The organism is Parabacteroides sp. CH2-D42-20 (genome assembly GCF_003670185.1).
Taxonomy (GTDB): domain Bacteria; phylum Bacteroidota; class Bacteroidia; order Bacteroidales; family Tannerellaceae; genus Parabacteroides; species Parabacteroides distasonis.
Genome location: NZ_RAYG01000022.1, coordinates 42,539 through 64,108, shown reverse-complemented (window position 1 = coordinate 64,108; position 21,570 = coordinate 42,539). Strand labels below are relative to the sequence as shown.

Below are 21,570 nucleotides of genomic sequence, written 5' to 3'. Positions count from 1 at the left end.
TCATGGAAAATACACGTAAATATAGATACATAAGAGGAATCGCCTCCTTATTATTCGGCTGTGCGATTTGCCTGTTTTGGGGGCTTTATTATCCTCATCATTTACATTACCACGAGCAATTCCAGTTATTCCTGTTCACGCCGGAATATGGAATCGACAAATGTCTCCATCCCGGAGGCATCGCTGAATATATAGCGGAGTTCCTGACGCAGTTCTATTATTTCGCTTGGGCAGGGGCTACGATCTTGGCGATCGTTCTCGTGCTTATCCAACGGCAAATAAACTGGCTGGCCAAACAAATGGGGGCTTCCGACTTTTGGTATCCGCTCAGCTTTCTCCCTTCCATCCTGCTCTGGGTATTTTTATGTGATGAGAATGCCCTGCTGGCATTCCCCGTCTCCATAACTCTCGCCCTCTTCGCTCTAATCATCCAGCGAAAAACCGCTCATTCATGGGGACGAATTATCTATACGCTCCTAATGATGCCGGTGCTCTACTGGGTGGTAGGTGGTGGGGCCTATTTCATCTTCGTGATCGGAGTAATAATCGGGCATTGCATCAAATCCGTGCCAGCCACATACAACAAATCCTATATTTGGATTCCTATCTACATCTTGCTTGGAATCCTATGCCCCCTATTGGCACAAAGCCTTACGCAATATCCATTGCTTAGCCTCATAACCGGTATCGATTATTATCGTTTCCCCATGATCGTTCCCAACACCCTATTACTGACAATCGCTACCGTAGCCATAATGCCCGGGGCATTAGCCTTGCTACCCCCACCGGCAAAGGGTACTAAAGTTTGGATGGCTGCTATCCCCACCCTGCTCCTTATCGGTGGTGGCACATGGATTCACGCCGCCAGCAATCCGGATAAGGAAGAGGCCATGAAATACGACTACCTCACCCGCATGAAACAATGGAACAAGATTATCAAAGCGGCGGAAAACAAAGAACCAAATTCCCCCTTCTCCGTGACCTGCTTAAATCTGGCTCTCGCCAAGACCGGACAATTAGGGGATCGCATGTTCCATTTCTACCAGAATGGAACGGAAGGATTGATCCCGACCTTCCAAAGAGATTTTACCTCACCGCTCCCAACCAGCGAGATATTCTATCATCTGGGAATGATCAACTCCTCACAACGCTATATGTTCGAGGCGATGGAGTCTATTCCCGACTATAAGAAAAGTGGACGTGCCTATATGCGTCTGGCCGAGACCAACTTGATCAATGGACAATACGCTGTCGCCGCCAAATACCTGCGGGCTTTGCAGCATACCTTGTTCTATAAGAAATGGGCGACCCATGCCATGAGCTATCTAAATAACGATGAAAAGATAGAGAAGCATCCCGAATGGGGATGGTTGAGAAAAGCCCGATATACGGAAGATTTCTTGTTTAGCGACACGGAAATGGATGTCATGCTAGGCTTATTGCTGCAACATAATAAAAGTAACCGGATGGCTTTCGAGTATATGTTAGCCTATGTCTTACAAAAGAAGGATCTGGAACGCTTCATGAAATATTATCCGCTGGGAAAAGATCTAGGCTATAATCACATACCCATCTCTTATCAAGAGGCATTGATTTTCATTTGGACACAGCAGCATCCTAATTTCCAAGGTCTTCCTTGGAGCATCTCCCGCAACGTATTAGAAGGGGTAAGCGAGTTCGCCCGTGTTTATATGACGCAGAAAGACTCCGAGCCTATCCTTCGCCCGAAATACGAGAAGACGTTTTGGTATTACTTATTATTCAGAAAATAAACAGCCATGAGAAAGCTTATCTTATTATATAGTATATGTATAGCGTTATTTACCGCTTGTGGGGATTCGGTGGTATCCCCCGAACAAATAGAGAAATACCCGTCCATCTATCCGGATTATATCGGGGTGACAGTTCCCGCCACGATAGCTCCAATGAATTTCTCTTATACGGATACCTCCTATGAGCGGATAGATGTTATCGTAAAAGGGCACCAAGGCAAAGAGGTACATATAAACGCGAAGCATGTCAATTTCCCGGAAAAAGAGTGGAAACAACTGCTCACCTCCAATCAAGGCGATAGTTTACTCTTTACTGTCAGTATCAAGCAAAAGGGTAAATGGAGTACTTACAAACCTTTCCCCATGTACATCAGCCCCCACCCGATCGATTACGGCCTAGTATACCGAAAGATCGCTCCCAGTTATGAAGTCTATAGCCGTATGGGTATTTATGAGCGTGATCTATCGTCTCATAAAGAAAGACCTTTGGTGGAAAACACGCTGGTCAAAGGTATGTGCGTAAACTGCCATGCCTTCAATCGTACGGACCCGAGCCATTTCAGTCTTCACATCCGAGGGACGCATGGAGCCACTTTTATGAGAACCGGCAATAAGGATGAATACCTCAACACGAAAACAGATCAGACAATCGCCGCTTGCGTCTATCCCTACTGGCATCCCGGAGGCGAATATATAGCGTATTCCACGAACAACACCCGGCAATCGTTCCATACGGTTAAGGACGAGCGGGTAGAAGTCTTGGATTTGGAATCTGATGTAGTCGTTTACCATCCGGCAGATCATCATCTACTTCTTTGCGATTCTTTGCAAAAGAAAGACAGGTTCGAGACCTTCCCCGCATTCTCCCCGGATGGTCGTACGCTTTACTTTTGTTCCGCCGAGGCTAAAAAGATTCCCGAAGAATATAAAGAGATAAGATATAATTTATGTAGTATAGATTTTGATCCCTCTGCCGGTACATTCGGGAGCCGTATCGATACATTGGTGAACGCTGAGGCTTTAGGGAAAAGCGTATCTTTCCCCCGTCCTTCCTATGACGGCAAATATATTATGTTCACCTTATCCGATTACGGAAACTTTTCGATCTGGCATAAAGAGGCGGATCTATGGTTACTGGACTTGACAAGCGGAGACCTCCGCAAGCTATCCGAAGTAAATAGCGATGACACCGAAAGCTTTCACAACTGGAGTAGCAACTCCCGCTGGTTTGTCTTCAGTAGCCGCCGGGGTGACGGCCTTTATACCCGCCTTTATCTGGCAAGCATGGATGAGAATGGCAAGATAAGCAAGCCCTTTCTCCTTCCCCAGGAAGATCCGGAAACCTATTACGATCGCTCTGTCTATTCCTATAATGTCCCGGATTTCACGAGCGAGCCTATCAAGATCGACACAAGGGTATTTGAGAAGAAGATAACCTCGAAAGAACGTATACAGGTACAAGCTAAGAAATAAAAATAATACCACTATCCGATAAAATAATACTAGATTGTCTGCCCGATACCTCTTACATTCGCGTTCATAAAGAAAGACAATTATCATGAAGAACACGAAATTAATTACCATGTTATGCCTAGGGGCATTAATCGCCTGTTCACCATCGAAGAAAGGACTAGAGCCGACAAGCGAACAGGTTTCGCCGAGAGAACGTTTAATAGAGAACCTACGTGCGATTCCACAAAAAGGAATCATGTTCGGACATCACGATGATACGGTTTATGGCATCGGATGGGAATTTGACGAAGGAGGCTCAGACGTGCGAAAAGTATGCGGCGATTATCCGGCCGTTATCAGCTTTGATCTTGGAGAGATCGAACTCGGGGGAGATAAAAGCCTTGATAAAGTACCTTTCGAGAAAATACGCAAGGAAATCATCAACCAATATAACCGGGGAGGCTTGGTATCTTTAAGTTGGCATCCCCGTAACCCTAAAACCGGAGGGGACGCTTGGGACGTATCAGACCATGCTGTCGTGAAATCGATCCTTCCGGAAGGGGAGAACTATGAGAAATTCCAAAGTTGGCTAGGCAAAGTGAATGATTTCATCCTTTCCTTGAAAACAAGCGATGGCACCAAGATTCCCGTCCTATTCCGTCCTTGGCACGAACACACCGGAAGTTGGTTCTGGTGGGGACAGAATTTATGTACCACGGATGAATACAAAGCGCTATGGCGAATGACCGCCGATTATCTAAACGCTCACGGAGCAACAGACCAGATCGTATACGCTTATTCCACAGGTACAGAGCCGCAGGATCAAGCGTCTTATCTGGAACGTTACCCCGGACATGACTTGATCGACGTCCTAGGCTTCGACGCTTACCAACGGGAAGATAAGGATTTTTTCTTGAAAAGCATGGATACCAGTCTTTCCGTAATAGACAGCATAGGCAAAGCCAACCATAAGATCATAGCGATCACGGAGACCGGCTACGAAGGGGTACCAGACTCCACATGGTGGACGGGAACCCTGCTGCCTGCCATGGAGAAATATCCGGTCGCTTATGTATTGGTATGGAGAAACGCCCGTGAAAAAGTCACTCACTTCTTTGGCCCTTATCCCGGACAAGCCTCTGCCGAGGATTTCAAGAAGTTCTTTGAAAATCCGAAAACATTGTTCGCCTCCGATATCAACCTATATAAATAACATCATACATAACCAGATAAATCACGTCATATCCAGTTGTAGAGACGGGGCGTGCCCCGTCTCCCACCATCTGATAATATCATTTAAAGCAAAAACATCATGGAACAATTTCAAGAAAAAGTAAACGAACTCTTCGCTAAACACGAAACCTTGTTAAGCCGGAAAAATATCCCTTTAGAAGACGGAAACGGAATCTTCACCCGTTATCAACACCCTGTACTGACAGCCGCGCATACCCCGATCTTCTGGAGATATGACTTAAATGAAAAGACAAACCCCTACTTGATGGAACGCATCGGCATGAACGCAACCATGAACTCCGGCGCGATCAAATGGAATGGTAAATATATATTAATGGTACGTGTAGAAGGAAGCGACCGTAAATCCTTCTTCGCCGTAGCCGAAAGCCCGAACGGAGTAGACAATTTCCGTTTTTGGGATTACCCGGTAACCATGCCGGACGATCTTGTCCCGGCCACGAATATTTACGACATGCGCCTAACCGCTCATGAAGACGGCTGGGTTTACGGAATCTTTTGCGCCGAGCGCCATGACCCGAACGCAGCTCCCGGAGATCTATCCTCGGCAACCGCCACGGCAGCTATCGCCCGGACAAAAGACTTGAAAAACTGGGAACGTCTCCCGGATTTAAAGACCAAGAGCCAACAACGTAACGTCGTATTACACCCGGAATTCGTAAATGGTAAATATGCCCTTTACACCCGCCCCCAAGACGGATTTATCGATGCGGGAAGTGGCGGTGGTATCGGATGGGCCTTGATTGATGATATCACGCACGCCGAAGTCAAGGAAGAAACCATCATCGACCAACGTCACTACCATACGATCAAGGAAGTGAAAAATGGCGAAGGCCCCCACCCGATCAAAACACCGAGAGGCTGGTTACATCTCGCCCATGGCGTACGGGGATGCGCCGCCGGATTACGTTACGTGCTTTATATGTATATGACCGCATTGGAAGATCCCACGAGACCTATCGCCACACCCGCCGGCTATTTCATGGCTCCGGAAAATGAGGAACGGATCGGCGATGTATCCAACGTTTTATTCTCTAACGGATGGATCGCGGATGAGGATGGAACCGTATATATTTACTACGCATCCTCTGATACCCGTATGCACGTGGCTGTATCCACAATCGATAAATTGGTAGATTACTGCATGAACACTCCGGCCGACGGGCTGACTACGACCGCATCTGTCGAGACGCTGAAAAAGCTGATCGATCGAAATCTTCCACTCCTGAAATAACCTACAAAAACCACTCATATGATTAAACTAACAGAGAAGATAGGCTACGGTTTCGGGGACATGGCATCGTCCATGTTCTGGAAACTGTTTGGCGCTTACTTGATGATTTTCTATACGGACGTATTCGGATTACCGGCAGCAGCCGTAGGTACGATGTTCTTGATAACTCGTATATGGGACTCGGTCTTTGACCCGATTGTCGGTGTCGTGGCGGATCGTACGCAAACACGCTGGGGAAAGTTTCGCCCTTATTTACTTTGGCTGGCGATCCCATTCGCCGTTATCGGAGTGTTCACTTTCACGACTCCTTCTTTTGGACAAACAGGTAATTTGATCTATGCCTATATCACCTATTCCTTGATGATGATGGTGTACTCCGCTATAAACGTGCCTTACGCATCCTTGCTTGGAGTAATGAGCCCATTGCCACAAGACCGCAATACCCTTTCTACGTATCGCATGGTATTCGCTTATATCGGTAGCTTTATAGCTCTGTTGCTATTCATGCCGATGGTGCGTTTCTTTAGTGGAAATAGCGATGAATTGGCGGATCAACAACATGGATGGACCCTAGCGGTCGTAGTTATCGCTATCCTGTGCGCCATTCTCTTTTATGGATGTTTCGCATGGACAAAAGAACGGGTAAAACCGATTAAAGAGCAACAAGGCTCGTTAAAAGATGACTTGAGAGACCTATTGCGCAACAAGCCTTGGTGGATACTATTGGGAGCAGGTGTCTCCGCTCTGGTTTTCAATTCCATCCGCGACGTGGCTACCGTATATTATTTCAAATACTTTATCATTGAGGAAGCCTATGCCAATGTATCTCTTTTCGGAGTCTCCTTCGTCTTAAGCGGATTATATCTGGCGGTAGGACAGGCGGCAAACATTATCGGAGTAATCTTGGCCGCCCCATTAAGCAACCGGATCGGAAAGAAAAGAACCTATATGGGCTCCATGCTGATCGCCTCGGTCTTAAGCATCCTCTTTTTCTGGCTCGACAAGACGGATATAGCCCTGATATTCACGTTCCAAGTGTTCATCAGTATTTGCGCCGGTAGTATTTTCCCCTTACTTTGGTCCATGTACGCTGATTGCACGGATTACTCGGAACTAAAAACCGGGAACCGTGCCACAGGATTGATCTTCAGTTCTTCGTCCATGAGCCAGAAATTCGGATGGGCGATCGGCACGGCTATCACAGGCTGGCTGCTCGCTTTCTTCGGATTTCAGGCCAATACCGTACAAAGCGAGGAAACGATTAGCGGAATCAAGATGTTCCTCAGTTTCTTACCGGCCGTAGGTACGATCCTGTCCGTTGTATTTATCGCTTTCTATCCGCTTAGCGAGACAAAGATGAAGGAAATCACCGCAACATTAGAAACCAAAAGAAAAGAAACAAATGAATAAAATCACCGAAGATTTACAAAACGAGGTTCAATGGGAGCTAGAGAACAATATCCTCCCTTTTTGGATGAACCGAATGATTGATAATGAGTATGGTGGTTTCCATGGGCAAATCACGGGAAACGGCCAACGAGTCGTACATGCCCCTAAAGGCGCCATCTTGAACGCCCGTATCCTATGGACATTCTCCGCCGCATACCGTTTATTACGAAAGCCGGAATATCTGGAAACGGCGACCCGTGCAAAACGCTACTTTATCGATAAATTCTACGACCAAGAATTCGAGGGTATTTACTGGGAATTAGACTATACCGGTCAACCGGTGCAAACCAAAAAGCAAATCTACGCCTTAGGATTCGCTATCTACGGATTAAGCGAGTACAACCGGGCTACCGGAGATAAAGAAGCGTTGGATTATGCGATCCGTCTCTTCAAGGCGATCGAACAATATAGTTTCGACCCGGAAAAGAACGGTTATATGGAAGCCTTTACGAAAGACTGGAAACTGATAGAGGATATGCGACTCAGCGACAAGGATGAGAATGAGAAAAAAACAATGAATACCCACCTGCATATCCTCGAACCTTATACCAACTTGTACCGGGTATGGAAAGACGAGCACCTCAAAAAACAACTCCGAAATTTGATCCTGATTTTCACCGACAAGATTTTGGATCACCGTACCTATCATTTAAACCTCTTTTTCAACGAGGATTGGGAAAGCAAATACCGTATCATCTCCTACGGTCATGATATAGAGGCATCTTGGTTACTGCATGAGGCCGCTATCGAATTGGGAAACAACGAGATCCTTCAGAAAGTAGAGCCTTTGGTTCAAAAGATAGCGATAGCGGCCGAAGACGGGTTATTAGCGAACGGTAGCCTCATTTACGAGTATCACCCGGATGAGAAGAAAGCCGACACGGACCTGCATTGGTGGGTGCAAGCCGAGAATGTAGTGGGTCATTTCAACTTGTATCAACATTTCGGAGATGAGCCTGCCTTAGGCACAGCCTATACATGCTGGAAATTCATTCAGCGTTATTTGATCGACAAGGAACAAGGGGAATGGCATTGGAGCGTATCGCTCGATCACGAGATCAATCGCGAGGATGACAAGGCCGGTTTCTGGAAATGTCCCTATCACAACGGACGGATGTGTATGGAGATTATCGAACGACTTGCCGGCGAATAGCCGTCCGAAAGACCGCCTGCCGGCTCTTTTTTATCAGATTAACAACCGTCGGAAGTTTCCGACATCAAAAAAACAAGCGATATGAACAAATTCTATTGGATGGCGATCGGCCTCCTTCTCGGTTTGGTGAACCTCCGGGCCGAGATCAAGCTGCCAGCTTTGGTAGGCGACAACATGGTACTCCAACAAGCCACTAAAGTACGGCTCTGGGGAAATGCAACCCCAAATTCAAGCCTGAAAGTCCGTAGTTCTTGGGACAATACGGAATACACGGCCCAAGTAAACGATCAAGGCAGATGGGAAATCTGGGTTCAGACGCCCTCGGCCAGTTTCGAAAAGCAACAGTTAACATTAGAGAATGGACAAGACAAGATTGTCTTGCATGATCTTCTGATCGGCGAGGTATGGTTCGGTTCCGGCCAATCCAATATGGAAATGCCATTAAGAGGTTTCTGGCACTGCCCTATCGAGGGAGGTAACCACGCTATCGCTACATCCGGGAAATATAAGAACTCGATCCGTTACGCTACGATCCAACGGGTCGGAGCCTTGGAACCGAAAGATTATCCGGTAGGTGGCGAATGGAAAGTATGTGATCCGCGAAACGCCCCGGAGTTCGGAGCTACCGCCTATTTCTTCGCGACCCTGTTGACCGAGGTGTTGAACGTGCCGGTAGGTATCATCAATTGTAGCTGGGGCGGCTCCACAGTGGAAGGTTGGTTGCCCAAAGACATCCTGCTAAATTATAGCGATATCGATCTATCCTTAGCGGGTAACGATGAGAAAATCCATCCGATGCTACAACCCATGATCATGTATAACGGAATGCTGAAACCAGCCAGCAAATATACGGTCAGAGGTTTCCTATGGTATCAAGGAGAGTCAAATGTCGGACACCCGGACTACGCTAAACGCCTAGCGACAATGGTAGAACATTGGAGAGGATTATGGGGACAAGGAGAATTACCTTTCTATCTGGTAGAAATCGCCCCTTACGAATATGGAGAAGGAGACCAAGCCGCATACCTTCGTGAAGAGCAATACAAAGCCACCCGGTTGATCCCCAATAGCGGTATTGTTTCCACAAACGATCTGGTACAGGATTACGAGAAACGGCAAATACACCCCAAAGAGAAACAAAAGATCGGTGAGCGTCTTTGTTATATGGCTCTAAACAAAACCTATGGTTATACAACCATCGCTTGTGAGGGCCCCCAATACGATCATATGGAAATAGATAAAGATAAAATCATTCTTTTTTTCAAGAATGCGGAAGATGGCTTCAATCGAGATAACGGGATCATAGGCTTCGAGATAGCCGGAAAAGACATGCGTTTCCACAAGGCAAACGCAACTATAGACGCTAACAAGAAAACCGTTATTATCTCAGCTCCGGGCGTAAAAGCCCCAATAGCCGCTCGTTATGGTTTCCGGAATTTCCAAATTGGCAACTTGCAAAACGTACAAGGATTACCGGTGCTTCCATTCCGCACGGATAAATAAAACGACTTAGAAAATAAAACACAATACGTTATAATATTCAAGCTTGTTCATACGTAATGTCTTATTTTCATTTGTAAGACGTATTTAGTTTTTATTTCATTCTATTGTGATAATAGAAATTACCCTCCTAAAGTATTAGTAAACTTAATTCTTCTCATAAAAAAATGGGAGATCTTATTTTACAAGGAATCAGAGACCTCCTCTGATTCCTATTTATTTTTCATTCATATCATAATGTATACAAAAAATGATAGTTTGTATACAGACCATACTAATACATTGCGCTTTTTTTGCATCTAGATTTACTGAAGGGGGAAATATTTGTATAACAAACTAAATAACAATAATTTCATGAACAAGCTTATTAACAGAATTTCTCCGGAAACATCTGAAAACCGAATCTTACACGCTGGCTTTAGTATCATATTGATGTCAGAGGAAATAACACAAACCTTATCTGGTTTATCCAGCGATATGATTATTTTTATCTTAAGCGGATCCATAACTATATATTCCACTAAAGAAGAAAAGAAAACAATCGGTGAACAGTATATGATCTTTCTAAGATCATTTGAAAATTATACATATGATATCACCCTAGGTTCAAAAATCATCATTTTCTTTTTTGACAGTTTAACGATGAATAAGTTACCGTATTACCAACATCCGTACGGAATATTACCTCAACCTATCTCTAAGTGGATAGAGCTGAAAATAGTGGAACCTTTATACGGTTTTCTAGAACTTGTCGGACAATATCTTGAAAATAATTTCCTGAACTACCCTTTGTATGAATTAAAGAGAACGGAATTATTCTACTTATTGAAAAAGCTTTATAGAAAAGAGGAATTAGACTACTTTTTCTATTTATCAAGTACGCATTCAGCAGAGTTTGAGAGACTCATCGCCGAGAATTATATAAAAGCTAAAACAGTAACAGATCTAGCTCAAATGATAGGTTACGGAGTAAATTCCTTTCGAATGAAGTTTAAAAAAGCTTTCGGTATTCCAGCCTACGAATGGCTGATGCAAGAGAAATCCAAACGACTATTGGTCGCCATAGCTAACAGCGAGGATGATTTTAAGAACATAATAGATGAATTCGATTTCTCCTCGCATTCGCATTTCTACAAATTTTGCAAGGCACGCTTTGGATATAGTCCCACGGAGCTAAGGAAAAAACTTAAATCGTTGTAGAAAACACCCCCTATCAGAATATACATTTAAATTGTCAAGTTGTATAACTCCTAATAAGTTATGCTCATTTATCTTTGCCTCATTGATTTTAGACACCTATCCGTATGGATGATCTAATAAAAGATAGTGTATAATGACCACCATATTTTTTTATGTTTTACTATTCCAAATTAAAGACTGGGATAAAATTTGTAAAGAAGAGGGTAAAATGACATCGCCGATAATTTGCTATATTTTGCTAGGGGTTATCTTATTCATAATCTTGATGCGTATACTTTCCATATTGCAGTTTTTGCGATTGAAGCGGAAGGTAAAGAAACGTATTTCCCCGAAACACGATAAACCTTCCTGTAAATAAAGCCTCAACCCGCTTACATACATTAATAATTAAAGGAAGAACCAATTCGCTTCTTTCTATGTTTATATAGGAAAAGCGTTTAGATCATGGGCTTCAACATTCCTTACACAGACAAAAAGCGGGTCGTAATTATCGGGGGCGGATTTGGAGGGTTAAAACTAGCTGAGAAATTGAAAAAGAGCAAGTTTCAAGTAGTCTTAATCGACAAGAACAACTATCACCAGTTTCCTCCCCTGCTTTATCAAGTAGCGTCCTCCGGCTTAGAATATAATGAAATATCCTTTCCATATCGAAAGATATTCCAGAAGAGAAAGAACTTTTACTTCCGGTTGGCAGAGGTATATGGCGTCAATCCGAAAGGGCATACCATTCAAACCTCCATCGGCGAATTGGAATATGATTATCTTGTAATCGCCGCTGGAACTATCACCAACTTCTTTGGAAACAAAACGATCGAGGAACAGTCTCTACCCATGAAAACGGTAGAAGAGGCGTTAGCTTTACGAGACACCTTATTAATTAATTTAGAGAAAGCGACTACTTGTACGGACCCGGACGAGAAGCAAGCTTTGCTAAATATAGTTGTTGTAGGTGGAGGGGCTACAGGTGTAGAAGTATCCGGCGCTTTATCCGAGATGAAACGGTTTGTTTTGCCGAAAGACTATCCGGATCTAGGAAACTTTCATATGAATATCTATCTGATAGAAGGGTCCCCTAAATTACTAGGGGCCATGTCTCCGGAAGCCTCCTCCAACGCTAAACGCTTCCTTGAGGATATGGGCGTTAACATCATTCTTCAGAAGCGTGTCGTGGACTATAAGGATGGGAACGTTTTCTTAGATGACGGACAAACCATACCCACTAGAACCTTACTTTGGGTAAGTGGTGTGAAAGCGGTGCATTTCGATCATATCGAAGGAGAACTCTTGACCCGGGGGGAACGGATTATCGTCAATGAATGTAACCAAGTAAAAGGCTTATCCAATATATTCGCCATAGGAGATGTCTGCTGGATGGCAGAACCGGATTACCCGAACGGACATCCGCAAGTCGCTCAGGTAGCGATTCAGCAAGGTGAGTTATTAGCCGAAAATCTACAACGGATCGAGGCTCTAAAAAAACCGAGACCTTTCCATTATAAGAATTTGGGAACTTTAGCTACTGTCGGCAGGAATAAAGCGGTTGCCGATTTAAATAAGGTGAAATTACATGGATTTACGGCATGGTTGGTTTGGATGCTCGTACATTTACGTTCCATCTTAGGAATCAAGAATAAGCTAATTGTACTGATCGACTGGATCTGGAATTATTTCACGTACGACCGTTCCATGCGTTTCATCTTGTTCATCCAAAAGCACAAACAAGATGGAACACAGGGCACGGAACCTACTTTATAAACGATAAGTCAACGTAAGCCAAGCTACCCAGGCATCACGATTGCGCTTTTGCGTCATTTCTAAGTTCGGGGCATCAATAATCGTTGTTTCTTCTAAACTATCGAATATATTGTTGATACTTAAGTTCGCGCATAATTTACGATTGAGGAAATATTGAGAGAGACCGGCATTTACGCTATAACGGCCTTTGATCTTACCTTGAGGCGTAAGCTGGTCGGAAACGTAGAAGCCGTCTACCTGAAAATCCGTAGTCGGCGTAATACTTACGTTCACATTCCCCTTCACATCCCAGCAAACCAAGGATTTCTTCTCGCCATAGCCTACCGTACGCCCATCGATCTCGTCCCGATAGATATCCCCGGAGAAACCGACCGTCAAGATACGTACCGGATTCCAGCTACCGGACAAGTCGGCTCCGACTGCTTGGCTATGTCCGATATTCTCTTTCTTCCAAACCGTCTCATCATTTACTTGGCCAGCGATCTCCATGATACGATTCGTACGATTCCGATAATAAATAGCCGGAGTCAAACGAAAACGGGGAGCCGAAAACTGATATCCTAGCTCTACGTTATGTATAAACTCATCCTTCAAGTCCGGATTCCCCTGTATGATATGGGTAGGATCACTGTTATTCAAGAAAGAGCACAAATAGCTGCCATTCGGACGAATCGCCCGTTGCTGATAACTCAAGCTTAAACGATTGCTCTTATTCACCTCATAAGTAAAACGGGCACGAGGATACAAATGAAAACGAGAACTCTTGTTCTCTTTGCCTTTTATCCCCTGCCAATAAGGGTCGTTGATCCAAGAAGGGCTAAACTCATCCATCTTAAAATGACTAAATTCCGCCTGTATCCCTATCTCCGCGTTAAAAGCGCCCCAATTCTTAACCACGTCCGCATAGATCAAATTCAGATAACGGTTGAAATCGTAATTATACGATTTCGCCGGACTTAACTCAAAACTACCGTCCACCTTATCAAAAGCAGCCGTCAGATAATCCTCGTTTCGCGCACGACCTATATAACCAAGCTTGAAATCCCAACCATCGATCTCCTGCCCATATCCAAATCCCCAGAAATAATTATGTTTCGTATGGTCGATAAATTGGTTATCCTCCGAGACGATATTCCCGTTTTGAGGATTCTCATTCTTGAAATCATTATCCTCATCATACGAGAAATTATTATAGTTGAATACGGTATAAAAACCTTGATTCTCCGAAATCTCATGGTTCCAATACGCTTCGGCGGCATAAGCTTCCTGGCGCTGGTCGTTATACCGGTTACGGATCACGTACTTCATTTGCTCCCCTTTCGGGTTGAATACCCGGTTGTTAATGCGTCCATACCGGCTATAATCCATCAAATGATACAGGCCATGCACGGTGATCCGGTCTTTCGCGGAAAGATCATAGTCTACTTTCATATCCGCCACATGTACGTCCGGACGAGCCGTGGCATTATTATTCATCTCCGTCCGGTTTTTAGCGGTCGCAGTCGATTTGCTGAAAGATCGTTCCCGGTATTCCCTCCTATAATTGTATTTCGCGTTGATATGGAATTTTCCGGGATGCAAATTCAATACCGCTCCCGCGTTATATCGCTCATTCCATCCCGCCCCAAGCGTAACATATAGAGGGGAATCTCCCGTTCCATACATACGAGGCACCAGATTGAGTATGCCCGCGTCACCATCCGGCACCGCATTAATCGGAGGAAACGCACCTAATGAGATCTGGTTAAAGAACAGGGCGGGAAGTTGGATCAGCACGTCACCGCTATATTCTTCCAGCAAACCGTAAGGAACTCCATCGACAAGCATCCCGACATTACCGGAGCCCCTGTATGTAACGGCTCCTTCCATATCGGTTATGACAGAAGGCAATTGGCGAAAAGCATCTGCCGCCGTATTGGTAACGCTACTCAAGTTATTATCTACCCGCAAGATTTTCATCCCGCCCCTCTCGCTCAACCCGGCGAAACGGGTACCCTGAATCTCTATATTCCGGATCGTAAGCGTCGTATCGGCAGGAGTCTGCGAGAATACCGGCATAGCCAATAGAGCGGCCAATGGAAGAAGTAAAATTTGTCTCATATCATTATCTATGGTTTATAAACAAAAAAAGTCTGTATGTTCAACGCATACAGACTGTCCTCAAAACTCGTTTACTGATTATTATTCAGCAGGAGCAGCTTCTACGGCAACAGAGTCAGTAACCTCGACAGCTACAGAATCAGTAGCAGCAGCATCCTCTTCTACTACAGGAGCTTCCTCAACTACAGTAGCCTCTTCTGTTTCAGCAACAGATTCGGTAGATTCAGCAGATTTGTTGCCACAAGATGCGAATGATACAGCTGCGATAACAGCAGCAAATGCAACTAACTTTTTCATTTTGTTCTTAATTTAAACGGTCTATAATATCTTGTTGTTGTAAAACGATGCAAATGTATGTATTAATCATATATGTTGTACAACATAAGACGTTTTTTTTTGAATTATTTTCTACCGCTTTTACAATATGCTGAATATTAGCTGCGTTTGCTTTCTATTTATTTATCAATAATTACTGTACAGGTAACGCTTAATGCTTTTCTTCGGTGTTTTCTCGAATTCTGTCGGATACAATTGTATCTCCGAGATCGTTTCGTAAGGAGCCAGGAGCTTGTTCAACTCTATCCTATTTTGTTCCATGATAACTGGAAGATCCGTATGCGAGATACCCGTACTATCCACCGTATCGTAATCCGGATACACCATCCCGATCAATTTCCCGTTTTTCTCCACGACCAAACTCTCCATCACGAATGGCAAATTGTTCAATTTGGATTCAATCTCTTCCGGATAAATATTTTGTCCGCTGGGACCCAAGATCATCGTCTTGCTACGTCCACGTATAAAAATACGGTTGTCATGATCGATCGTACCCAAATCACCCGTCCTTAGCCAGCCATCTTCCGTGAAGACATTTTGGGTTGCCTCATCATTCTTATAATAGCCTTTCATTACGTTCTCGCCCGATACTTGAATCTCGCCTACCTTATTATAAGGGTCTTCCGAATCGATACGGACTTTCATGATCCCTTTCAAGATCTGTCCGCAAGAACCGGGCACATACTCATTATTATGGTCATAACTGATCAACGGGCCACATTCCGTCATACCATAACCGATCGTGAACGGGAATTTGATCTTATACAAGAAATCCGTTACTTCTTGATTCATGGCGGCGCCCCCCACGATCACTTCACGGAAACGTCCTCCCAAGGCATCCACCAAATGTTTGCGGATCTGGGCATAGATACGTGAATCCAACAGTGGGATATTCAAAGCCAACTTCAAGGTTCGCTTATTCAACTGAGGAAGGATCATCTTCTTATAGATCTTCTCCAAGATCAGGGGAACCATCAAGATCAAGTTCGGCTTCACCTCTTCGAATGCCTTTAATAAGATCTTAGGAGACGGCACCTTACCTAATAAATAGACATGCACACCGAATGCCATGGGTACCAATAAATTGAAAGCGCAACTATAGGCATGGGCCAGAGGCAGGAAACATAACTCACGTTCACCCCGGAACAATAGATCCAGTGTCCGGGCATACGTCACGTTTCCGGCTAAATTATTCCCCGTCAACATAACCCCTTTGCTAAATCCGGTCGTACCCGATGTATAGTTGATCTCTACCACCTTGTCATTATCCAGCTCAGCGTATTTGATATCCTCTTGGGTGAAGCCATCCGGATATTTCTCGGTCATCTTCTCATCCAGCGATTTCATCAACTTCTGGATATTCTCCCCATCCCGTTGATGCAAGCAACGATAATCAGAAAGAGAGAATACACCGCGAACCTCTTCGATCTTATCTTCCTCCAAAGAATCCCAAATCCGGTCGCTAACAAACAAAAAGACAGATTCCGAGTGGTTAATAATATGATGTACATCATTCGGATTAAAGTCCTGAAGAATAGGCACGATAATCGCCCCATAAGTAACAACCGCCATATAAGCGATGCACCAACGGGAGCTGTCTTTACCGATCAACGCGATCTTGTCTCCACGACGGACTTGGCACTCATGGAATAAAAGATGAATACGTGCGATCTCCGTTGCTACATCACCGAAAGTAAAGGTTTTACTTTTCCCGTAATCCGTTAATGCCGGCAAGGCCCAGTTTTCCTTGAAACTCTCCTCGTAAATCTTAATGAAATTCTCTTTGATCATAGCACACTTTTGTGAAATTCGCGTAAAAGTAAAAACAAATCCTTACTTTTGCCATGATATAACCTATAAATTTAAAATAAGAATGAAAAGAATCACTCTCGCATGGGCATTGACCCTCTGTAGTTTTATTACATTTATCGCCTGTTCATCCCCAGATGTTGGAGAAAGAAGCGTAAGCATTATCCCCGCTCCGGCCCAAATGACAGTAGGCGAAGGTACATTCACGATCCATCCCGGCATCGAGATCGGTTATGCGGACGAATCCTTAAAGGGTATGGGCGAGTTGCTATCCAACGAGATAGAAAAGTTGTCCGGCATCAAGCTGGCTTCTGCCTCAGACAAAGAATCGAATTGCATCATCTTCCTCGAGTTGACAGATCCGAAAGAGTTCGCCGACCTGCCAAAAGCTTATGGATTGAGTCCGAAAGATAGTGTCCCCGTAGATGAGTCTTACTCCCTCTCCATCCAAAAGAGAAACATCTACATCAAGGCCACTACCCTAGAAGGTATCTATCGAGGTATCACTACCTTGAAACAAATCGTGGGTAGTAACCTACAACCCGGAGGCGAGAAGATTTATCTACCGCTACTGGAAGTGAAGGACGCACCTCGTTTCGCTTGGCGCGGACTCTCTTTCGATGTATCTCGTTGCTTCTTCGATCCCGAGGAAGTGAAACAAGTGATCGATATGGTCGCCTTATATAAGATGAACGTACTGCATATGCATCTTTCCGATAACCAAGGCTGGCGTATCGAGATCAAGAAATATCCCGAGCTAGCGGAAATAGGAGGTCAACTTCCCAACAACGGCAGAAAAGGTGGCTATTATACACAAGAGGAATTCAAGGATCTCGTGAATTACGCAAACGAACGCTTCATCACGATCATCCCGGAAGTGGATATCCCGGGGCATACAGCTGCCGTATTCGCCGCCTATCCGGATTTCAAGAACGCGGTTAAATTCAAGACCAAGGTTAACATCCCGGGGCAGGCCTTCAATGCCCTCGACGTAGACGATCCGAAAGCGATGCAATTTACGGAGGATGTTATCGCAGAGCTAGCCGCTTTAGCACCCGGAAACTACATTCATATCGGAGGCGACGAGGCGATCGGCTTACCCCATGATAAGTTCGTCCGTTTTATAAATAAGACACGGGAAATCGTACTGAAGAATGGAAAGAAAATGGTCGGCTGGCAAGAAACCGCCCGTGCGGATATCTCGGAAGGCGATGTCATCCAGCACTGGATTTATCTGAAGCAAAAAAGCGAGGACTCTTCTAAGAAAAAAGATAATATACCTGCCGAATATAAAGAGATCATGGCCTTATTCGCCGAATTCATGAAAGAGGCACCAAAAGATCCGGGACTTGGTATATCCAAAAAAGCGAAAGTGATTCTCTCGCCGAGCGGTTACGTTTATCTGGACCATAAATATCTGGAACCAAGTGCGGACTCCACCCAAAATGCGGAGCAAGAACGTCTGGGCATGGCCGCCTATGAGAAACAAACGATCCAAGAAATGTACGACTGGGACCCGATGACCTTCAACCCAACTGTAGAGAATCCTCAAAAAGATGTAGCGGGTATAGAAGCCGCCATCTGGTGCGAGACGATCACCAATTTCAGAGATCTGCAATTCCTGTTAATGCCCCGTTTGGCTGGTGTCGCCGAAAAAGGTTGGTCCAAAGTAGAGAACACACATTGGGACGAATATAGAGTAAGACTTGGCGCGCAAGCCCCCTTATGGGAAAAGGCCGATTGGAACTATTTTAAATCATCCTTAGTGGATTGGAAATAATAAAGCATAAATTCGAATCATCTTTGTACCCCTAGCAAAATACTTCGACAATGGTTAAATATTTTATACTTTTAGCGATCCTACTAACGGCTTGCGATAGATCTCAAGAAAATGAGAGGGCGATTTTTAATATTGACCTAACGGATCTTGTGGAATCGACCGTTGAGCCGATAAACATAGACAAATGGAGCAAAAAGGTGCGCTATGTCCCTTTAGAGACCACAGATTCCGTCTTCATTAAATATATCCAGAAGGTCTATCTACATGACAATAAATTCTTAATCGTACACTCGGGCAGGATTTCCGTATTCGATATCCAAGGACGATATTTGCACGACATCGGAAAGAAGGGAAACGGGCCGGAGGAATATGCCGACCTTTTCGACCTCTGCCTGCATGGTAACGATATCTATGTGCAAGAAACCCCGAACCGTATCAAAGTATATGACAGGGAAGGTAAGTTCATGCGAAATCTACGATATCCCGAAAATATACGAGGTATATATCCTCTTCCCGATAAAGACGAGATATTCGCCTTCATCCCCAACCTGTTTGGTAACACTCCCTCACGATTCTATCACATCCAAGGAGAGACGGTGACAGACAGCATCCCGAACCTGCGCTTATATCCTAAGGCGGTCTTTCAAATGATGTTTTGGCATGAGTTTTTCCCAACACAAGGAAACAGGCTGAATGGCTTTATGGAATTGTACAACGACACGATCTACAGGATCACTCCGAAGAGAGAAATCAAGCCTTACGCCGCCGTACAGATCGGAAAGCTACAGCCCACGGAAACAGAACGATATGGTGTAGCACCCGGTGATATTCGAAAAAATCCGATGGAAGGTAAAAAGCCCATGATCGCCCTTGGAGAATGCGAAGAACGAATCTACCTATATAGCAACTATATAGTAAACCTTTTTTTCTGTTTTGACAAGAAGACCGGTGTATCCCAGGCTCTGGAGATCACTTATCCTAAAGGCTATTATTCCCTGTCCGAAAACGCTCGTTTTGTTCCAAGGTTTCTCGCAGATGATAATAGCTATTTAATCGACTGGGAGCAACCCGAGAATGATAACAATCCGGTATTAATCTTAGTGGAGCCCTAGTTGCCGTATTTCCTCTATCGGCACAATAAACAAAACAAGGCCGCAGCAAGGACTATTCGATAACAAGTCTTCATAAATAATGTTGCTTGACTGTATCTATTCCTTAGTCCACGGCATGGTTTTTACAGACCACGTCATGGTTTATACAGACCACGACGTGAATCGCACAGACCACGACGTGGTTTGTAGAATATATCCAATAGCAAAGAAGAATAGATAGGCTCCCGGAAAACTATTTATGCAATAGTAAAGAGTTTTTAAGTCCATCTCAATCCGAACTCTTTACTAATCCGGGCTTAATTAGTACCTTTGCAGTCTAACTAAATCGAAAATGATAGATCAGACCGTATTTAACAATAAAAAGGCCGCTTATTATACGCTGGGTTGCAAACTAAATTTCGCGGAGACCTCTACCATTGGAAAGCTATTAGCCGAACAAGGGGTACGCAAGGTGCGTCCCGGGGAAAAAGCGGATATATGCGTGGTGAATACTTGCTCCGTAACGGAACTGGCCGATAAGAAGTGCCGGCAAGCGATCCGTCGGATCAGCAAGCAACACCCCGGCGCTTTTATCGTGGTGACCGGTTGCTACGCACAGTTGAAGCCGGAGGAAGTCTCCCATATAGAAGGCGTGGACTTGGTTCTTGGCGCCGAACAGAAATTAGAGATCCTTCAATATCTGGAGAATCTGGAGAAGAAAGAAAACGGAGGAGCGGTTATCGCCTCACAGAGCAAAGACATACGCTCCTTCTCCCCTTCTTGCTCGGCCGATGACCGTACACGTCATTTCTTGAAAGTACAAGATGGATGCGATTATTATTGCTCCTATTGTACCATTCCTTTCGCCCGTGGAAGAAGCCGGAACGGGACGATCGCCAGCATGGTGGAACAGGCGCAGGAAGTCGCTCGTAAAGGAGGTAAGGAGATCGTATTGACAGGCGTAAATATCGGGGACTTCGGCAAAAGTACCGACGAGACCTTTATCGACTTAATCCGGGCTTTGGATGAGGTAGATGGAATCGTACGCTATCGTATCTCTTCCATCGAGCCGAATCTGATTACCGACGAGGCCATAGACTTCGTGGCCCATAGCAAACGTTTCGCTCCTCATTTCCATATTCCTTTGCAAAGCGGTAGCGATGCTGTCTTGCAATTAATGCGCCGCCGTTACGACACCGCTCTTTTCCGTCATAAGATCGAAAAGATCAAGGAAGTAATGCCGCATGCTTTCATTGGCGTAGACGTAATCGTTGGAACCCGTGGCGAGACAGACGAGTACTTCGAGGAGGCCCGCCAATTCATCGATAGCTTGGATATAAGCCAACTGCACGTGTTCAGTTATTCGGAACGCCCGGGTACCCAAGCGCTGAAGATCGATTATGTAGTAGACCCAAAGACCAAACACGCACGCAGTCAACAACTCTTGGATATCTCAGACCAGAAACTTCATGCCTTTTATGAGGCCCATATCGGACAAGAAGCGAATGTCTTATTCGAACACACCAAGAAAGACGGCAAGATGCACGGTTTCACCGAGAACTATATAAAGGTAGAAATCCCTTATGATGCCGCTTTGGTCAATGAGACCCGCAAAGTCGTACTAGGCGGCTGGAATGAGGATCGCACCGCATTAATAGTCAACAATCAATCATCAACCGTCAACTAAG

Annotated in this window: 15 protein-coding genes; 12 read left to right on the top strand and 3 right to left on the bottom strand. The window is 44.7% G+C overall.

Going from position 1 to position 21,570, the window contains the following annotated elements; all coding sequences use genetic code 11:
• Nucleotides 1-2 precede the first annotated feature (2 nt).
• The 9 genes from D7V92_RS13740 (at nucleotide 3) to D7V92_RS13695 (ending at nucleotide 12,766) form a co-directional block, all read left to right on the top strand.
• Entirely contained in the window at nucleotides 3-1,772 is a 1,770-nt protein-coding gene (locus D7V92_RS13740) for a DUF6057 family protein (protein ID WP_121773096.1), read from the top strand.
• Nucleotides 1,773-1,778: 6 nt separating this feature from the next.
• Entirely contained in the window at nucleotides 1,779-3,245 is a 1,467-nt protein-coding gene (locus tag D7V92_RS13735) for a PD40 domain-containing protein (RefSeq protein ID WP_121773095.1), read from the top strand.
• 85 nt (nucleotides 3,246-3,330) lie between these two features.
• Nucleotides 3,331-4,437: a glycoside hydrolase family 26 protein gene (locus D7V92_RS13730; RefSeq protein ID WP_121773094.1), complete on the top strand. Its 1,107-nt coding sequence runs from the start codon at nucleotides 3,331-3,333 to the stop codon at nucleotides 4,435-4,437.
• 99 nt (nucleotides 4,438-4,536) lie between these two features.
• Nucleotides 4,537-5,709 (top strand): glycosidase, encoded by a 1,173-nt coding sequence (locus D7V92_RS13725; RefSeq protein ID WP_121773093.1) that lies wholly within the window; start codon nucleotides 4,537-4,539, stop codon nucleotides 5,707-5,709.
• An 18-nt stretch (nucleotides 5,710-5,727) separates the two neighbouring features.
• Nucleotides 5,728-7,119: an MFS transporter gene (locus tag D7V92_RS13720; protein WP_121773092.1), complete on the top strand. Its 1,392-nt coding sequence runs from the start codon at nucleotides 5,728-5,730 to the stop codon at nucleotides 7,117-7,119.
• Entirely contained in the window at nucleotides 7,112-8,311 is a 1,200-nt protein-coding gene (locus D7V92_RS13715; RefSeq protein ID WP_121773091.1) for an AGE family epimerase/isomerase, read from the top strand. The genes D7V92_RS13720 and D7V92_RS13715 overlap by 8 nt, the downstream gene beginning before the upstream one ends.
• Before the next feature lie 81 nt (nucleotides 8,312-8,392).
• The gene (locus tag D7V92_RS13710; RefSeq protein ID WP_008774464.1) at nucleotides 8,393-9,814 is read left to right on the top strand and encodes a sialate O-acetylesterase; all 1,422 of its coding nucleotides are present in this window, start codon (nucleotides 8,393-8,395) and stop codon (nucleotides 9,812-9,814) included.
• Between the two features lie 351 nt (nucleotides 9,815-10,165).
• Nucleotides 10,166-11,011 (top strand): AraC family transcriptional regulator, encoded by an 846-nt coding sequence (locus D7V92_RS13705; protein WP_121773090.1) that lies wholly within the window; start codon nucleotides 10,166-10,168, stop codon nucleotides 11,009-11,011.
• A gap of 444 nt (nucleotides 11,012-11,455) precedes the next feature.
• Nucleotides 11,456-12,766, top strand: coding sequence for an NAD(P)/FAD-dependent oxidoreductase (locus D7V92_RS13695; protein ID WP_005865574.1), 1,311 nt, complete (start codon nucleotides 11,456-11,458; stop codon nucleotides 12,764-12,766).
• On the opposite strand, the gene D7V92_RS13690 is transcribed toward D7V92_RS13695, so the two are convergent.
• The 3 genes from D7V92_RS13690 to D7V92_RS13680 form a co-directional block, all read right to left on the bottom strand.
• A complete protein-coding gene (locus D7V92_RS13690; RefSeq protein ID WP_036611743.1) occupies nucleotides 12,761-14,866 on the bottom strand; it encodes an outer membrane beta-barrel family protein in 2,106 nt (701 codons plus the stop codon). The two genes, D7V92_RS13695 and D7V92_RS13690, sit on opposite strands and share 6 nt — an antisense overlap.
• Before the next feature lie 81 nt (nucleotides 14,867-14,947).
• On the bottom strand, nucleotides 14,948-15,163 hold the full coding sequence (locus D7V92_RS13685) for a hypothetical protein (protein WP_005855187.1): 216 nt from the start codon (nucleotides 15,161-15,163) through the stop codon (nucleotides 14,948-14,950).
• 165 nt (nucleotides 15,164-15,328) lie between these two features.
• Nucleotides 15,329-16,993, bottom strand: a complete 1,665-nt coding sequence (locus D7V92_RS13680; RefSeq protein WP_036611738.1) for an AMP-binding protein — start codon at nucleotides 16,991-16,993, stop codon at nucleotides 15,329-15,331.
• Nucleotides 16,994-17,075: 82 nt separating this feature from the next.
• Between D7V92_RS13680 and D7V92_RS13675 the strand changes: the two genes are divergently transcribed.
• From D7V92_RS13675 to mtaB, 3 genes are all read left to right on the top strand, one after another.
• Entirely contained in the window at nucleotides 17,076-18,791 is a 1,716-nt protein-coding gene (locus D7V92_RS13675; protein WP_121773089.1) for a family 20 glycosylhydrolase, read from the top strand.
• A gap of 50 nt (nucleotides 18,792-18,841) precedes the next feature.
• A complete protein-coding gene (locus D7V92_RS13670; RefSeq protein ID WP_008774469.1) occupies nucleotides 18,842-19,903 on the top strand; it encodes a 6-bladed beta-propeller in 1,062 nt (353 codons plus the stop codon).
• A gap of 331 nt (nucleotides 19,904-20,234) precedes the next feature.
• Nucleotides 20,235-21,569 (top strand): tRNA (N(6)-L-threonylcarbamoyladenosine(37)-C(2))-methylthiotransferase MtaB, encoded by a 1,335-nt coding sequence (gene mtaB, locus D7V92_RS13665; protein ID WP_121773088.1) that lies wholly within the window; start codon nucleotides 20,235-20,237, stop codon nucleotides 21,567-21,569.
• Nucleotide 21,570 lies beyond the last annotated feature (1 nt).

Excerpts from the sequence above, each read along its gene's own strand:
- D7V92_RS13740 (WP_121773096.1), top strand. The coding sequence starts at position 3 with ATGGAAAATACACGTAAATATAGATACATAAGAGGAATCGCCTCCTTA.
- D7V92_RS13735 (WP_121773095.1), top strand. The coding sequence starts at position 1,779 with ATGAGAAAGCTTATCTTATTATATAGTATATGTATAGCGTTATTTACC.
- D7V92_RS13730 (WP_121773094.1), top strand. The coding sequence starts at position 3,331 with ATGAAGAACACGAAATTAATTACCATGTTATGCCTAGGGGCATTAATC.
- D7V92_RS13725 (WP_121773093.1), top strand. The coding sequence starts at position 4,537 with ATGGAACAATTTCAAGAAAAAGTAAACGAACTCTTCGCTAAACACGAA.
- D7V92_RS13720 (WP_121773092.1), top strand. The coding sequence starts at position 5,728 with ATGATTAAACTAACAGAGAAGATAGGCTACGGTTTCGGGGACATGGCA.
- D7V92_RS13715 (WP_121773091.1), top strand. The coding sequence starts at position 7,112 with ATGAATAAAATCACCGAAGATTTACAAAACGAGGTTCAATGGGAGCTA.
- D7V92_RS13710 (WP_008774464.1), top strand. The coding sequence starts at position 8,393 with ATGAACAAATTCTATTGGATGGCGATCGGCCTCCTTCTCGGTTTGGTG.
- D7V92_RS13705 (WP_121773090.1), top strand. The coding sequence starts at position 10,166 with ATGAACAAGCTTATTAACAGAATTTCTCCGGAAACATCTGAAAACCGA.
- D7V92_RS13695 (WP_005865574.1), top strand. The coding sequence starts at position 11,456 with ATGGGCTTCAACATTCCTTACACAGACAAAAAGCGGGTCGTAATTATC.
- D7V92_RS13690 (WP_036611743.1), bottom strand. The coding sequence starts at position 14,866 with ATGAGACAAATTTTACTTCTTCCATTGGCCGCTCTATTGGCTATGCCG.
- D7V92_RS13685 (WP_005855187.1), bottom strand. The coding sequence starts at position 15,163 with ATGAAAAAGTTAGTTGCATTTGCTGCTGTTATCGCAGCTGTATCATTC.
- D7V92_RS13680 (WP_036611738.1), bottom strand. The coding sequence starts at position 16,993 with ATGATCAAAGAGAATTTCATTAAGATTTACGAGGAGAGTTTCAAGGAA.
- D7V92_RS13675 (WP_121773089.1), top strand. The coding sequence starts at position 17,076 with ATGAAAAGAATCACTCTCGCATGGGCATTGACCCTCTGTAGTTTTATT.
- D7V92_RS13670 (WP_008774469.1), top strand. The coding sequence starts at position 18,842 with ATGGTTAAATATTTTATACTTTTAGCGATCCTACTAACGGCTTGCGAT.
- mtaB (WP_121773088.1), top strand. The coding sequence starts at position 20,235 with ATGATAGATCAGACCGTATTTAACAATAAAAAGGCCGCTTATTATACG.